The sequence below is a fragment of the Planococcus citreus genome (genome assembly GCF_003664125.1).
GTDB lineage: Bacteria > Bacillota > Bacilli > Bacillales_A > Planococcaceae > Planococcus > Planococcus citreus.
This window is the reverse complement of record NZ_RCCP01000005.1, coordinates 70,278-85,820: the sequence shown is the minus strand read 5'-3', so window position 1 is coordinate 85,820 and position 15,543 is coordinate 70,278. Positions and strand designations below refer to the sequence as shown.

At 49.4% G+C, this 15,543-nt stretch carries 14 protein-coding genes, 1 tRNA gene and 1 other RNA gene; 1 reads left to right on the top strand and 15 read right to left on the bottom strand.

Going from position 1 to position 15,543, the window contains the following annotated elements:
- Positions 1-5: 5 nt before the first annotated feature.
- Complete coding sequence (locus DFR62_RS14675) at positions 6-1,478, top strand: aldehyde dehydrogenase family protein (protein WP_121301067.1); 1,473 nt, start codon at positions 6-8, stop codon at positions 1,476-1,478.
- A 204-nt stretch (positions 1,479-1,682) separates the two neighbouring features.
- Here the strand turns inward: DFR62_RS14675 and ssrA are convergent.
- The 15 genes from ssrA to DFR62_RS14600 all read right to left on the bottom strand — a co-directional run bounded on the left by ssrA (position 1,683) and on the right by DFR62_RS14600 (position 15,459).
- Positions 1,683-2,037: a transfer-messenger RNA gene (gene ssrA / locus DFR62_RS14670) on the bottom strand.
- A 79-nt stretch (positions 2,038-2,116) separates the two neighbouring features.
- Positions 2,117-2,581 (bottom strand): SsrA-binding protein SmpB, encoded by a 465-nt coding sequence (gene smpB, locus DFR62_RS14665; protein ID WP_058381238.1) that lies wholly within the window; start codon positions 2,579-2,581, stop codon positions 2,117-2,119.
- Between the two features lie 48 nt (positions 2,582-2,629).
- Positions 2,630-4,948 (bottom strand): ribonuclease R, encoded by a 2,319-nt coding sequence (rnr, locus tag DFR62_RS14660; RefSeq protein WP_121301066.1) that lies wholly within the window; start codon positions 4,946-4,948, stop codon positions 2,630-2,632.
- Positions 4,949-4,974: 26 nt separating this feature from the next.
- The gene (locus DFR62_RS14655; RefSeq protein WP_121301065.1) at positions 4,975-5,721 is read right to left on the bottom strand and encodes an alpha/beta hydrolase; all 747 of its coding nucleotides are present in this window, start codon (positions 5,719-5,721) and stop codon (positions 4,975-4,977) included.
- A gap of 107 nt (positions 5,722-5,828) precedes the next feature.
- Positions 5,829-6,056 (bottom strand): preprotein translocase subunit SecG, encoded by a 228-nt coding sequence (secG, locus tag DFR62_RS14650; RefSeq protein ID WP_058381240.1) that lies wholly within the window; start codon positions 6,054-6,056, stop codon positions 5,829-5,831.
- Positions 6,057-6,527: 471 nt separating this feature from the next.
- Entirely contained in the window at positions 6,528-7,823 is a 1,296-nt protein-coding gene (eno, locus tag DFR62_RS14645) for a phosphopyruvate hydratase (protein ID WP_058381241.1), read from the bottom strand.
- 48 nt (positions 7,824-7,871) lie between these two features.
- Positions 7,872-9,404: a 2,3-bisphosphoglycerate-independent phosphoglycerate mutase gene (gpmI, locus tag DFR62_RS14640; protein WP_121301064.1), complete on the bottom strand. Its 1,533-nt coding sequence runs from the start codon at positions 9,402-9,404 to the stop codon at positions 7,872-7,874.
- Complete coding sequence (gene tpiA / locus DFR62_RS14635; RefSeq protein ID WP_121301063.1) at positions 9,397-10,158, bottom strand: triose-phosphate isomerase; 762 nt, start codon at positions 10,156-10,158, stop codon at positions 9,397-9,399. Before tpiA ends, gpmI begins: the two co-directional genes overlap by 8 nt.
- Positions 10,159-10,171: 13 nt before the next feature.
- Positions 10,172-11,356 (bottom strand): phosphoglycerate kinase, encoded by a 1,185-nt coding sequence (locus DFR62_RS14630; RefSeq protein WP_121301062.1) that lies wholly within the window; start codon positions 11,354-11,356, stop codon positions 10,172-10,174.
- 110 nt (positions 11,357-11,466) lie between these two features.
- Positions 11,467-12,474 (bottom strand): type I glyceraldehyde-3-phosphate dehydrogenase, encoded by a 1,008-nt coding sequence (gene gap / locus DFR62_RS14625; RefSeq protein WP_121301061.1) that lies wholly within the window; start codon positions 12,472-12,474, stop codon positions 11,467-11,469.
- On the bottom strand, positions 12,475-13,518 hold the full coding sequence (locus DFR62_RS14620) for a sugar-binding transcriptional regulator (protein ID WP_121301060.1): 1,044 nt from the start codon (positions 13,516-13,518) through the stop codon (positions 12,475-12,477). It lies immediately after the preceding gene.
- A 104-nt stretch (positions 13,519-13,622) separates the two neighbouring features.
- Positions 13,623-13,853: a glutaredoxin family protein gene (locus DFR62_RS14615; RefSeq protein WP_121301059.1), complete on the bottom strand. Its 231-nt coding sequence runs from the start codon at positions 13,851-13,853 to the stop codon at positions 13,623-13,625.
- A 14-nt stretch (positions 13,854-13,867) separates the two neighbouring features.
- Positions 13,868-14,656, bottom strand: a complete 789-nt coding sequence (locus tag DFR62_RS14610; RefSeq protein WP_121301058.1) for a TPM domain-containing protein — start codon at positions 14,654-14,656, stop codon at positions 13,868-13,870.
- Complete coding sequence (locus DFR62_RS14605; protein WP_121301057.1) at positions 14,653-15,231, bottom strand: LemA family protein; 579 nt, start codon at positions 15,229-15,231, stop codon at positions 14,653-14,655. Before DFR62_RS14605 ends, DFR62_RS14610 begins: the two co-directional genes overlap by 4 nt.
- Positions 15,232-15,387: 156 nt before the next feature.
- A tRNA-Arg gene (locus tag DFR62_RS14600) sits at positions 15,388-15,459 on the bottom strand.
- Positions 15,460-15,543 lie beyond the last annotated feature (84 nt).

The window sequence follows — 15,543 nt, the reverse complement described above, 5'->3', positions numbered from 1 at the left end:
TTTAAATGAAAACCGATTTTTCCAAGATTTTTATAAACGGCGAATGGACTTCCGGGTCCAGCGATAGCCAAATGAAAAACACCAATCCGTTCACCGGTGAAGAACTGGTCACCACGCAAGCAGCCGATAAGAACGATTTGGACGCCGCTTATAAAGCAGCAGAAACCGCCCAACTTGAGTGGGCGAAGGAATTGCCGCAAGCGAAACAAGCCGTCATGGAAAAAGCTATCGAAGTCATGAAGGAAAACAAAGAATTGATCATCGAATGGCTCATCAAAGAAGCCGGCAGTACGAAGATCAAAGCGACAGTCGAATTCGGCGCTTCGATGAATATCCTGAAAGAAGCGGCGACTTTCCCGTTCCGCATGGAAGGAAAAATTATGCCTTCCCAGCAACCGGGCAAAGAAAACCGCGTCTACCGCAACCCGCTTGGCGTCATCGGCATTATCAGCCCATGGAACTTCCCGTTCCATTTGGCGATTCGTTCTATCGCGCCGGCACTTGCCACTGGCAATGCCGTCGTCATCAAACCAGCGACCGATACGCCTGTCACTGGCGGGCTATTGTTCGCGAGCCTGTTCGAAGCAGCTGGGCTACCTAAAGGATTGCTCAATGTTGTCGTCGGCCGCGGTTCTGAAATTGGCGATGACATCGTCACCCACCCAACTCCGCGTTTGATATCATTCACCGGCTCGACGCCAGTCGGCAAACACATCGGCGAACTGGCTGGTGGTACATTGAAGAAAACCGCTTTGGAACTTGGGGGCAATAATAATTTCATCGTCCTTGAAGATGCTGATGTCGACCAGGCGGTCGAGTCTGCCCTATTCGGCAAATTCTATCACCAAGGCCAGATTTGCATGTCGATTAACCGTATTTTCGTCCACAAGGACATCTACGACACATTTGCCGAGCAGTTCATTGAACGTGCCGGCAAGTTGAAATACGGCAACCCTGCAGAAGCAGATACGCAAGTCGGGCCGCTTATCAACCGCGACCAAGTCGACCGTATCCTAAAAGACATTGACGCCACGGTCGAACAAGGTGCGAAGATCCGCCTCGGCGGCAAAGCGGACGGCAATGTCCTCCAACCGACAGTCTTGACCGGCGTTACAAACGACATGCCGCTTGCAGAGAACGAAATTTTCGGCCCTGTCGCCATTCTCATTCCGTTTGAAAGCGACGAGGAAGTGGTTGAACAGGCCAATAAATATCCGTTTGGCTTGAGCGGTGCTGTGCATTCAGCGAACATCGAACACGGCACGAACATCGCTCACCAGATCGAGACAGGCATGATCCACGTCAACGACCAATCGGTCAACGACGAAGCGCATATGCCATTCGGGGGCGAAAAAGACTCCGGCCTCGGCCGCTTTAACGGCGAATGGGTGCTTGAGGAATTCACTACCTTAAAATGGCTGTCCGTGCAACATCAGCGCAGACAGTACGGGGCATTTGTGGATAATACGAAGAAATAAAATGTGAAACCGGCAACCCCTATAATGGAGTTGCCGGTTTTTTAATATTTACACAGTACAAATAATCATTATATTAAAAGAGTTTTAATATAGACACATTTCATGCATCAAGTGATATCGATAGTTCTCATATTAGCTTTTCACAAAACAAAAACGCCAAAATCCTTTTGTAGGATTTTGGCGTTTCATAAACTCCATAAAATTCTATGGAGACGGCGGGAGTCGAACCCGCGTCCAGAGACTCCGTTACTTGAGCATCTACGCGTGTAGCTTATCTATTGGAGTTTCGCCGCTCAATCTGCCGACAAGCAGGCGTCATGAGGGCTAGTTCGAGAATCTCTTGCAGTCAGCTCAAACGGCACTGACTGCCGTATCCCACTAAAAGTGAGCTCTATGCAGCCACATGGGCGATGGTTACATAAAGCAGATCCGAGCTTACGCTGCGAATGCTAGGTTGTTGTTAGTTTTGCCAGTTGTTATAAGTTACGTTGATGACGAAGCCGATCCTCCGACGCGCAACCCAAGCTCGAACCATCCCTGTCGAATCCGTAACGTCCCCTCATTAAAAGAGAACACGGAAGTGGTTTAGCTTCGGTGTACTGTTACCAGTATAGGACAAAACAGGTCAGAGTTCAAGTTTAACGGCTTCTCTCTTTGAGCGCGCGGTCGATTGCCCGCTTCGCGTCTTTCTTCTTCAAGTCTTCGCGCTTGTCGTATTTCTTCTTCCCTTTACCGACGCCGAGCAGCACTTTGGCATATCCGTCTTTCAAATACATCTTGAGCGGAACGATTGCCGCACCTTCGACTTTCGATTTGCCGACCAGTTCGTTGATCTGCTTTTTATGGAGCAAGAGCTTGCGCGAGCGCAACGGATCGTGGTTAAACTGGTTGCCTTGTTCATACGGCGAGATGTGCATATTGGAAATCCACGCTTCCCCGTTCCGGATGCGGACAAATGCATCTTTGATCTGCACTTTGCCGCTTCTCGCGGATTTGATCTCCGTACCGAGCAGGACAATCCCCGCTTCGATCGTTTCTTCAATCGCGAAATCGAATCCCGCTTTTTTATTCTGGGCAATTACTTTGCCTTCTCCTTTGGCCATTTCTGTTCACCTCAAACTGTTGGAAAAAGCGGCACGCGGCCGCTTTTTTTATTTCTTCTTGTTACGGCCTTGCTGTTTGGCAGGCTTTTCATAAAACTTTTTCTTGTTTTTCGGCTTGCGGTCTGCCCCGCCTTCGCCACGCTTTTTGCCGTCTCTTGGCTTATCGCCATTACGTCCGCTGCGAATCACTTTCGGTGTTTCCTTGCGCGAACTGCGGCGCGTATTTTGCGTCATGCCGACGATTTCAAAGTCGATGGATGACTCTTCCGGTTTGACACCGATAACCCGTACTTTGACTTCATCACCGATGCGGAACTGGCGCTTGGTTCGTTCGCCGATCATCATCATCTGACGGTCATCAAACTGATAATAATCATCCGTCAAGTTGGATACATGGACCAAACCTTCGATGGTATTCGGCAGCTCGACAAACATGCCGAAGTTCGTCACAGATGACACAATGCCGTCGAATTCTTCTCCGACTTTATCTGCCATATACTGTGTTTTCTTCAGTGCATCCGTATCGCGCTCCGCTTCCACTGCACGGCGTTCACGGTCAGATGTGTGAGTTGCGATATCATCCATTTCCGCTTCCCAATGGCGAATTGTCTTTTTCGACAAGTCTTTTTCGATCAAATACGTGCGGATCAGACGATGGATAATCAAATCCGGATAGCGGCGGATCGGCGACGTGAAATGCGTATAGAATTCCGTCGATAAACCGAAATGGCCAAGGCTATGTGAAGAATATTTCGCCTGCTGCATCGAGCGCAACATCATCGTCGAAACAACGGGCTCTTCAGGCTTGCCTGCGATAGATTCGATGATTTCCTGCAAAGCCTTCGGAGAAACTTCATCCCCTGAACCTTTCACAGTAATACCGAAATTCGTAATGAATTCGAAAAAGCGCTGCAATTTTTCCGTTTTCGGTTCTTCGTGAATGCGGTATAGCGACGGCACATCCATGCGATGAAAATGTTCCGCGACGGTTTCGTTCGCTGCGAGCATGAATTCTTCGATCAAACGTTCAGCAACTGTGCGCTCACGAACGACAATATCAATCGGATAACCTTCATCATCCACAATTACTTTGGACTCTTTAAAGTCAAAGTCGATCGCTCCGCGTGTCATACGGCGCTGATGCAAGACAGCTGAAAGTTCTTTCATCAATTCGAACATCGGAACCAGTTCAGCATATTGTTCTTTCAATTCCTGATTGTCTTTTTCAAGAATTTCGTATACGTCGGTATAGGTCATGCGTGCCGTTGTATTGATGACGCTCTGGAAAATATCGTGGGACAACACTTCCCCTTTGTCGTTGAAAATCATTTCACAAGACAAAGTCAAACGGTCAACTTGCGGGTTGAGCGAGCAGATGCCGTTCGACAAGCGGTGCGGAATCATCGGAATGACGCGGTCCGTCAAGTAAATGCTGGTCGCGCGGTCGTAAGCTTCCCGGTCTATGGCAGAACCTTCCGTCACATAATGGCTGACGTCTGCAATATGGACGCCGAGTTTGTATGTGCCATCTTCAAACTTCTTGACTTGAATAGCATCATCCAAATCTTTCGCATCCGCCCCGTCAATCGTCACAATCTGCTCATCGCGCAAATCGCGTCGGTCATTCAAGTCTTCAGGATCGATTTGGTCCGGCACGGCATTTGCTTGGTCCAGCACATCCTGCGGGAATTCCACTTCGATGCCGTATTTGTGGATGATCGACAAAATATCGACGCCTGGATCGTTTTTGTGCCCGAGCACTTGTGTAACCATGCCCGTTGCGGATAAACGCCCTTCCGGCCAGCCGGTGATTTCGACGACGACTTTATGGCCGTCGACGGCACCGAGTGTATCGTCTTTAGCAATAAAGATATCCATATTCATTTTCTTGTCATCCGTGACGACAAAGCCAAAGCCTTTGTTCGCCTGGAACGTGCCGACGACTTTCGTTGTGCCGCGTTCCAAGATGCGGATGACGGATCCTTCGCGGCGGTCTCCAGATGACCCTTCAGAAACACGGATCATGACTGTATCGCCGTTTACCGCTCCGTTCACTTCATTCGGCGGGATAAAGACATCGTCGAGGCCTGCTTCTTCAGGCGCAAAAAAGCCGAAGCCTTTGGCATGGCCGATGAATTTGCCGCGCATCAAGTTCATGCGATCCGGCACACCGTAGCGATTCGAACGTGAACGCACCAATTCGCCTTTTTCTTCGAGCTTGACGAGTGTCTTCACCAATTCCTTAAATTCGTCGGCGTCTTCAAAGCCGAACTGTTCTTCAATTTCTGTCACCGTTAATGGCTTGTATGCTTCTTCGCGCATAAAGGCCAATAGACGCTGATCCAATGACTGTTCATTCTTGCCCAATCCTAACTCCTCCTTTTGAGACCGTCTCACACGCTCCAGTCGAGCGATTCGAGAAACTCGTATATATCTTCATGCAATTGCTTTTTCTCCTGATCTAGCGTAATGACATGGCCTGATTTCTCATACCATTTGATTCGCTTGTCAGTCGACTCCGCTTCGTCGTGGATGATGTTCGCAGACTCTATATTGATGACTTTGTCCAACGAGCCTTGGACGACGAAAAGCGGTGCATAGACATGATCGACGTTGTTCCGTACTTCACCGATCAACTCACGCAATTCAGCGAGTGTTTCCATCGGCTTTTCCTCGAACTTCTTCATCTCTTCTTCGATAAGCTTATCATCTTTTCCTTCATATTTCTTGTATTCACGGGCATACTCCAAAACGCCCTGGTACATCAGGTCGGTGGATTTCATGTGCATCGGCGCACACATCGTCACAATGCCCTTGATAGGCTTTGTATACCCTAGTTTCAAGCTGAATACGCCGCCGAGCGACAAGCCGGCCACCGCAATCTCCTGGTATCCCTTGTCGACCAGTGTTTGATACGCCTGTTCGACGTCTTTCCACCAATCTACGGGACCTGTCTCCACCAGCTTCTCCGGCGCCACACCATGCCCTGCGTAATGCGGCGCGATGCTTGTGTAGCCTTTTGTTTCCAAGAATCGCCCGAGCATCCGGACATCTGCGGAATTGCCGGTAAAGCCGTGCAATAACAGAACTGCACGCGGCCCTTGCTCAAAGAAGAATGGTTTCGGTTGTGAAATGCGCATAAATGTTCCCTCCAACTAAATTTACTTACTATATTATATAGGCCAGTGCCCAATTTCCCCTAAAAGAAAACGCCCAACCACTAAATGGTCAGGCGATGTGCTCTACATTATACTTTCGTTACGGCGATAGCCAGAATAAAGAATAAGGCAGCAAGGACGATCGTCACCCGGTGTAGGACAAGATCCAACCCACGGGCTTTTTGCTTGCCAAAAAGTTGCTCTGCTCCACCGGAGATGGCTCCTGAAAGGCCTGCACTTTTCCCTGATTGCAATAGAACGACAACAATCAAAGCGATCGAGACGATAAGAAGTAATGTCATTAACAATGTATGCATAAATACCACCTCCTGAAAAGAACCTTCACAACAAACTCTAGTTTACCAAAAATTGAAACCTCAAGCAATAGAGCCCCTAAAAAATACAAATAGTTTAGACCATTTCATCTTTTTCTGTTCATTCTTTTTTGAATCTGTTGGTGAGGAACATTTACAATGTCTAGCCTGAAAACAATAATAATCTATTTTAATTCTATTTTACAAACCCGCTATAGATGAAGCGGAAGGGGGCGACTCCAAGAGGAACAGCGAGACAATTGAGACCCTGCAAGCAGAAACGCGAAAGGCATTGAGCGTTTTCGTTTGCGAAGCTCGAACATCATGAGAGTTGAGCAGGTGGGTTTTGCGAAGCGCCGAAGCGGCTCAATGCGAGCCCTCTGGAAAGCGTCCCCCTGTAGCGGAATCTTTATCCACTGTAACAGAAAAGCTGCCGGAAAAAATCTCCGGCAGCTTCCCCTCACCTATTCACTATTATTTCTTCAAGTTATAGAAAGTCTTAACGCCCAAGTATTTCGCTGTGTCGTGCAATTGGTCTTCAATGCGAAGCAATTGGTTGTATTTCGCTACGCGGTCCGTACGTGACGGTGCGCCTGTTTTAATTTGTCCTGCGTTTGTCGCGACTGCGATGTCTGCAATCGTCACATCTTCCGACTCGCCTGAACGGTGGGAAATGACCGCTGTGTAGCCTGCGCGCTTCGCCATTTCGATTGCATCGAATGTTTCTGTCAATGTACCGATTTGGTTTACTTTGATCAGGATCGAGTTGCCGATGCCTTGCTCGATGCCTTGCGCCAATTTCTTCGTGTTCGTAACGAACAAGTCATCGCCGACCAACTGTACTTTATCGCCGATACGTTCTGTCAATAGCTTAAAGCCATCCCAGTCGTTCTCGTCCAATCCATCTTCAATGGAAACGATCGGGTATTTATTTGCCAACTCTTCATACCAGTCGACCATTTCAGCGGAAGTTTTGACCGTGTTGTCGCCAGCCAATGTGTAGACGCCTTTTTCTTTGTCGTAGATTTCAGAAGCAGCTACGTCCATTGCGAGCAAGACGTCTTGGCCTGGCTTGAAGCCGGCTTTTTCGATCGCAACCATGATCGTCTCAAGCGCTTCTTCGTTCGAGCCAAGGTTCGGTGCGAATCCGCCTTCGTCGCCTACAGATGTGTTATAGCCTTTGTCTTTCAATACAGTTTTCAAGTTGTGGAAGATTTCTGCACCCATGCGAAGAGCATGGCGGAAAGATTCAGCGCCTACTGGCATTACCATGAATTCCTGGATGTCGACATTGTTATCCGCGTGCTCGCCGCCGTTAAGGATGTTCATCATCGGCACCGGCAATTGTTTGGCGTTGAATCCGCCAAGGTATTGGTAAAGAGGCAAGTCCAAATAGTTCGCTGCTGCATGGGCAACTGCCATGGAAACGCCAAGAATCGCGTTTGCGCCAAGACGGCCTTTGTTTTCAGTTCCGTCAAGTTCGATCAACGCTTGGTCGATGGATACTTGATCAAGTACTGAATAGTTTTCTTCCAACTCATCAGCGATTTCGTTGTTTACGTGATCCACTGCTTTAAGGACGCCTTTACCAAGGTAACGGCTCTTGTCGCCATCGCGAAGTTCAACCGCTTCGTGTTCTCCAGTAGATGCGCCAGACGGCACGATTGCACGGCCGAATGCGCCGCTTTCTGTGAATACCTCAACTTCAACAGTTGGGTTCCCTCTAGAATCGAGTACTTCGCGTGCTTGGATGTGTGTAATAATTGGCAATGTCAACAGCTCCCTTTTCAAATGGTTTGTTCAATTTGTATAAATGTTTTAATACAACGGTTTTCCAGTCATCTCTTTTGGCTGCTCAACATCGAGCAACTTAAGGATCGTTGGTGCGAGATCCGCTAGAATGCCGCCGCTGCGCAAGACTTCGCCGTGCTTCGTCAAAATGACGGGCACTTTGTTAGTCGTATGTGCCGTCATCGGTAAGCCGTCTTCTGTCAGCACTTCGTCTGCGTTGCCGTGGTCGGCAGTGATGAGCGCCGATCCGCCTTGGCGGTGGAGTGCTTCAACGATACGGCCGAGACATTCATCCACGACTTCGACTGCCTTGATTGTCGGCTCGAGCATGCCGCTATGACCGACCATGTCTGGATTGGCGAAGTTCAAGATGATTGCATCGTGTGCGCCTGCATCGATTTGTTCGACGAGACGGTCGGTCACTTCATAGGCACTCATTTCAGGCTGCAAATCGTAAGTCGCCACTTTCGGTGATGACACGAGAATGCGGTCTTCCCCTGGGAAAACCTCTTCCCGCCCGCCGCTCATGAAGAAGGTGACGTGCGGGTATTTCTCGGTTTCGGCAATGCGCAATTGCGTCATGCCGTTCACCGATAATACTTCCCCGATGGTATTCACCAAATTGACGTTGCCGTAAGCAATACGGGTCTTCAATTCTTCACTGTAAGTCGTGAAACTGATGAACACCAGATCTTTCGGATGCTGGATGCTCAACGGGAAATGGGCAAAATCGGGACGAGTCAATACGGTCGTCAACTGGATGGCCCGGTCCGGACGGAAATTGAAGAAGATGACGGAGTCCCCTGATTCGATGACAGCAGGCGCTTCCCCTTCTTTCACGACCGTAAACGGCAGGACGAATTCATCGACAATTCCTTCCGCGTAAGATGCTTCTACACCTTCCGCAGCGGAACTGGCACTTGGTCCGCTCCCGTCGACCATCGCGCGGTACGCGAGCTCGACGCGTTCCCAGCGCTTGTCGCGGTCCATAGCATAATAACGCCCACTGATGGAGGCAAAACGCCCAATGCCGATTTGCTGCATTTGTTTTTCAGTTTCTTCTATATAATGGAGCGCGGTTTTCGGCCCGACATCGCGGCCGTCCAAAAATCCGTGTACATAGACTTCACTCAAGCCTTGCTGTTTCGCGAGGCGCAATAAAGCGAACAGGTGCTCATAATGGCTATGGACGCCCCCATCGCTAAGCAAGCCCATGACATGCAAAGCTTTACCGTTTTCTTTGGCGTTCATGACAGCATCCAGGAATGCGGCATTTTCAAAGAAATCGCCGTCTTTGATCGATTTGTGGATGCGTGTCAAATTTTGGTAAACAATGCGGCCCGCACCGATATTCAAATGGCCGACTTCGGAATTGCCCATTTGCCCGTCCGGCAAACCGACCGCTTCACCGGAAGCAGTCAGCAATTCATGGGGATAGTCGTTCCAAAGTCTGTCGAAATTCGGTTTATGCGCTTGTGCAACTGCATTTCCAGCGGTTTCTTCGCGGCAGCCGAAGCCATCCAAGATGATTAACGCTGCCGGATGTGCCGTTTTACGCATTTGAACCCGCCTCCAACAATTTGACGAACGATTCCGTTTCCAAGCTCGCCCCGCCGACTAATGCGCCGTCGATATGCTCCATCGAGAGTAATTCCTGGATATTGGCAGGTTTCACGCTTCCGCCGTACTGGATGCGGACTTTTTCAGCCGTTTCATCGCTGTAAAGCGATACAATTTTCTTGCGCACGATGCCACAAGCTTCGTTGGCGTCTTCAGCTGTCGCTGTTTTGCCTGTTCCGATTGCCCAGATTGGCTCGTAAGCAATGACTAGCTCAGCGATTTGTGCATCGGTCAATCCTTCTACTGCTTTTTCGACTTGCGATTCCACGATGCTTTCCATTTGGCCCGCTTCGCGCTGTTCGTCCGTTTCACCGACACAAAGGATCGGCGTCAATTGATGCGAAAATGCCGACTTCACTTTTGCATTGACTGTTTCATCGGTTTCATTGAAATACTGGCGGCGTTCAGAATGGCCGATAATGACGTAGCTGACGCCGATATCTGCCAATTGTACAGGGCTGATTTCACCAGTGAATGCGCCTTCGCCTTTATCGTGCATCGTCTGTGCGCCAATTTTCAATGCGCTGTTTTCTGCAGCATCGACTAATTGCGTCAAGTATAGAGCCGGAGCACAAATGACAGAATCAAGCTTTTCAGCATCCGGCACTAGGCCGTTTACTTTTTCTACAAATTCCTTCGCTTGTGATGCTGTTTTATACATTTTCCAGTTTCCTGCAATGATCGGTTTTCTCACAAAAACACTCCCTTTATTTATCAGTTAATGCGGTAACGCCTGGCAAATCCTTGCCTTCCATGAACTCCAGAGAAGCTCCGCCGCCTGTTGAAATATGGTCCATTTTATCTGCCACATGGAATTTCTCGACTGCTGCTGCGGAATCGCCGCCGCCGATGACTGTATAGCCTGGTGTTTCTGCCATCGCTTGAGCGACGGATTTCGTGCCGTTTGCAAAAGCTTCCATTTCGAATACGCCCATCGGTCCGTTCCAGATGATGAGCTTCGACTGGTTGATGACATCGGCATACATTTTCGCTGTTTCTGGCCCGATATCCAGCCCCATCCAATCGGACGGAATTTCTTCGATTTTCACCGTTTTAGTCTCTGCATCTTTCGAAAACTCGTTCGCGACTGTCGCATCAACCGGCAGATAGAACTTCACGCCTTTTTCCTTCGCTTTGTCGATAAATGATTTGGCAAGGTCGAGTTTGTCTTCTTCCACAAGTGAATTGCCGATTTCATGGCCGAGCGCTTTGATGAAGGTATAAGACAAACCGCCACCGATAATCAAGTTATCAACTTTGTCGAGCAGATGGTCGATGACGCCTATTTTGTCTTTTACTTTCGCCCCTCCGATGATGGCAGTAAACGGACGGTCCGGTTCTGATAAAGCTTTGCCGAGAACATCCAGCTCTTTTTCGAGCAACAGGCCTGATACTGCCGGCAAGTGTTCGGCGATTCCTGCAGTGGAAGCATGCGCTCTATGCGCAGCGCCGAATGCATCGTTGACGAATACGTCGGCCAAAGCCGCAAATTGTTTCGCGAGTTCCGGATCGTTCTTTTCTTCGCCTGCATGGAAACGGACGTTTTCAAGCAACAGAATTTCGCCGGACTCAAGAGAAGCGATTTCCTGCTCCACAGTGTCCCCTACGGATTCTTCAAGGCATTTCACGTCGCTACCGAGCAATTCGGCCAACCGTGCGCCTGCCGCTGCTAATCTCATGTCTTCGTTAACTTGGCCTTTCGGGCGTCCGAGATGGCTTGCCAAGATGACTTTTGCGCCTTGTTCGACCAAATACTCGATCGTCGGCATCGCGGCACGGATGCGCGTGTCGTCTGTCACTTTCCCGTCTTCCATCGGTACGTTGAAATCTACACGGCAAAATACGCGTTTCCCTTTCAAATCCAAGTCTTTCATGGTCATTTTCTGCAGCATGAAAATACCTCCTAATTATATTCAAAAAAATAAGGGGTGGGGTAAATTCCCCACCCCTTTTACCCTCTTTATTATAGAGGTTCATTGGTAATTAAGCTATGATTTTCAGCTTACAGCCCTTTTTTGTACATGTGTACAGCTAAGTCTACACAGCGTGCAGAGTAGCCGGATTCGTTGTCGTACCAAGCAAGAACTTTCACCATGTTTCCGCCTAGGGACATTGTAGATTGAGCATCTACTGTAGCGGAAGCTGTGTTGCCGTTATAGTCGCGTGAGACAAGCGGAAGTTCGCTGTATTCCAAGTAGCCTTTCAACTCGTTTTCAGTCGCTTCTTTAAGCGCTTGGTTCACTTCTTCAACAGATGCTTCTGTTTCAAGTTCAGCAACAAGGTCGATCAATGAAACGTTCGGTGTTGGAACGCGGATCGCCATGCCATCGATTTTGCCTTCAAGTTCAGGCAATACTTTTGCAACGGATTTCGCTGCGCCAGTAGTTGTCGGGATCATCGACTCAGCTGCTGCACGCGCACGGCGGTAGTCAGAGTGAGGCGCATCAAGCAATGCTTGGTCGTTCGTGTAAGAGTGGATCGTTGTCATCATGGCTTTCTTGATGCCGAATTTTTCGTTCAACACTTTAGAGATGCCGGACAAGCCGTTTGTTGTGCAAGATGCATTGGAAACGACATGATGCTCTTCTGGGTTGTAAGTTTCTTCGTTAACGCCCATAACCAACATTTTCATGCCATTTTTGCCAGGAGCTGAAAGGATGACTTTCTTAGCTCCAGCTTCGATGTGCTTAGAAGCTTTTTCTTCTGTTGTGAAGATTCCTGTCGATTCCAGAACGATGTCGATTTGGTGCTCTTTCCAAGGCAATTGCGCTGGGTCTTTTTCAGCGAATACTTTGATTTCCTTGCCATCGACGAAGATTGAATTGCCTTCTGCTGTAACTTCAGCGTCCAATGTTCCGTGAACTGAATCGTATTTCAAAAGGTGTGCCAGCATAGCTGCATCTGTTAGGTCATTGACTGCTACTACTTCCACTTCACTGTTTTGCATTGCTTCACGGAATACGACACGGCCGATGCGGCCAAAACCATTGATTGCTAATTTTAAAGTCATTTATAATTCCTCCAATTTTGTTGTTTGGTTGAGTATTGCCCTTGCTGCTCCTTCGTCTGTAACGAGGATGGTGCGTTCAGGCGCGGCCTGGAAATAAGATTCGATGGCACGCGCTTTTGTGCGTCCTCCGGCGACCGCCATGATGCCCGGTGCTTTTTGGACCTGCTCTAATTGAATGCCCGCTGTTGGGATGCGATAAACTATTTTTCCGGTTTTATCGAAATAATAACCGAAGGCTTCGCTAACAGCTCCGCCTGTTTTGATCTGTTCGACTTCGTTCACGGAAGAGCGGCGCCTGATGGCCATCTCTTCGGCATCGCCGATTCCATGGATGACTAAATCCGTCCGGTCATACAGCTCCATCATTTCTTTGATGACAGGTTCCTTCATCATCATTTCGAGTGCTTCTGCACTCAAATGCTCAGGCAGATAAAGCGTGCGGACAGCCCCGCCTGTTTTTTCGGCAAAGGATGAAGCGATGGTGTTCGCCTGGTGAAGCATTTCCTCCCCCAAGCCGCCTCGCGCAGCGATAAACTGCATGGCAGGATTTTTCTTGGCTGTCCGGATTTCAGCTGCAACGGCGGCCATCGTACTGCCGCCAGTGACAGCGATCGTCCTGCAGTTTTCGAACATTTCCTCCGCAATGCGAGCGGCTTGCCTGCCGATAGCGGCTTTGACCGATGATAGCCGGTCGCTATCCCCTGGCAGGACGACGGCTTGTTTGATGCCGAGTTTCGCTTGCAGCCCCATTTCAAGCTCAGCGGTCCCGGCCAATTCCTTGACCAGCTCACGGAGTTGGTCAAGAACATCGTCTCCCAGTATCGTCAGGCTCATGCCGCTCTTGCTCATTTCGATCAAGGCTTGGTCCCTCAATAAATCGGTCTCTTTGCGGATTTCCCTTTCGGCTGCGCCTGTCATCTCGCTGATTGTGCGCCTTCCAACGGGCTGTTCAGTTTGAATCAGCTCGAGGATGCTATAGCGCTTTTTCAGCAAGCTTGGCAGTTCAGGCAATAAATGCACTTGCGCTTGCAGAACTGGATCCATCGCTCCACCCCTTTGTTGGACGTTTTTTGTCCCACTATATATAAATACGTCCCACTAGATTCATTGTAGCCGAGCTATTAGATTTATGCAAATAAAAAGAAGCGTTAAAGAATTAACGCTTCTAAAAGTTCACCATAGCCGAAATTTCCGTAGAGCAGCACATTTTCCTGTTTCGTGAGCACCGGAATCATCAGCATATATTGTTCGTGCAATTGTTCATCTTCTTCAATATTGATTTCCCGGAAGTCAATTGGGTAATCTTCCTGCAGCAGTCGCAGTGCTGACTTTGCCTCTTCGCAAAGCCCACAATTCGGCCGTGTGTAGAGTGTATACATGCCATTCCCCCTTATTAGAAGCCTCGCCCGGCTCCGCCGCCTCCTGAAGAGCCGCCCCCGCCGCCGCGGAAACCTCCACCGCCGGAACCGCCGCCGAAGCCGCCGCCAAAACTGCCGGGCCCGAAAAATCCGCCGCGCCTCATGGTTCTGCCGCGGCCGCGACGTCCACGGCCGCCACCTCCTCCTGTAAACAGGAACAGTAAAACAAGAACGATCAGGAACGTCACGATCGGCTGCATGATGCCGCCTTCGCTGTCTTCGCTGCCTGGTGTCACTTCATTGAGCGGCTGCGGACTGGCCGCTTCTCCGTCCCACTCGTATTCTGCAGCAACTTCATTGTACAGTGCTTGATACGTATTGAGGATCGCTTCGTCCGGCTGGTCTTCGCGCAAATACGGAACGGCATAATCATCCAATATGCGCCCCACTTTCCCGTCAGGAAGCGCGCCTTCGAGGCCGTAACCGATTTCGATGTAGATCTCGCGGTCCGTCATCGATAGCACGACCAGAACGCCGTTGTTCTCTTCCGCTGAACCTACACCATAATGCCGCAAGGCTTCATTCGCGTAGCTTTCAATCGGCTCACCTTCCAAAGAATCGATGACCATGACAGCAATCTGTGCAGTTGTCGCATCTTCTAAGCCAGCGCCCAGGCTCATGATCTCGGCTTCCTGCTCTTCGCTCAAGACGCCGGCGAGATCCTGAATGTAAATATCATCAGTCAACTCCGGAAATTCTGCCGCCTGCACAGTTCCGGCGATCATCAGCAGCAACAAGAGCAAAACAGGAATTCTTCGGATCATTCTTCGTCAGTCCCAAAGTCCACATCGGGTGCATCTTCTGCCCCGGCATCAGCTTCGAAATATTCCTTTTCGTCAAAGCCGAAGATTCCCGCCACCATATTGCCTGGGAAACTGCGGACTTCCCGGTTGAATTCCGTCACCGAGCCATTATAGTCCTGGCGGGCGACTGCGATCCGATTTTCCGTCCCGGCGAGTTCATCGGATAATTGTTGGAAGTTCTCGCTCGAACGGATTTCCGGATAGTTCTCGACGACGACGAGCAAGCGGCTGAGCGCGCCGCTCAATTCGGCGTCAGCCTCGGCCTGTTCTTCCACTGATCCGGCATTCGCCATGCTTGAACGGGCTTCTGTGACACTATCGATGACCTCTTGCTCCTGGTCGGCAAAGCCTTTCACTGTCTCGACCAAGTTCGGGATTAGATCGAGCCTGCGCTGCAATTGGCTTTCGAGTTGCGCATACGATTGGTTGACGTCCTCTTCCAATTGAACGAAATTATTATAGCTTGAACCGAATACGGCGATGGCAACGACGATCAGCCCAACCACCAATAGCAATGGAATAAGTAATTTTTTCATTTTCCCGTCTCCTTTTCTTTTACAATAATATTTTTTGTTTTCCCTGACTATCCGTTCCTTGAAACCCAATACACCTGATTCTACGTTTCAGCCGCTAAAAAGATTCAACAAAAAACCGCACAGCCTTTAGCAGGCTGTGCGGTTTTTCATTTTTTACACCCTCGGAGGGAATCGAACCCCCATCTCAAGAACCGGAATCTTACGTGTTATCCTTTACACTACGAGGGCAAATGTTGTTCGCGACTTTTCTATTATACAAAAGCTTTCCCCGTATTTCAAGCGCCTATTTTCAATTCGTTAGATTTGACCTTC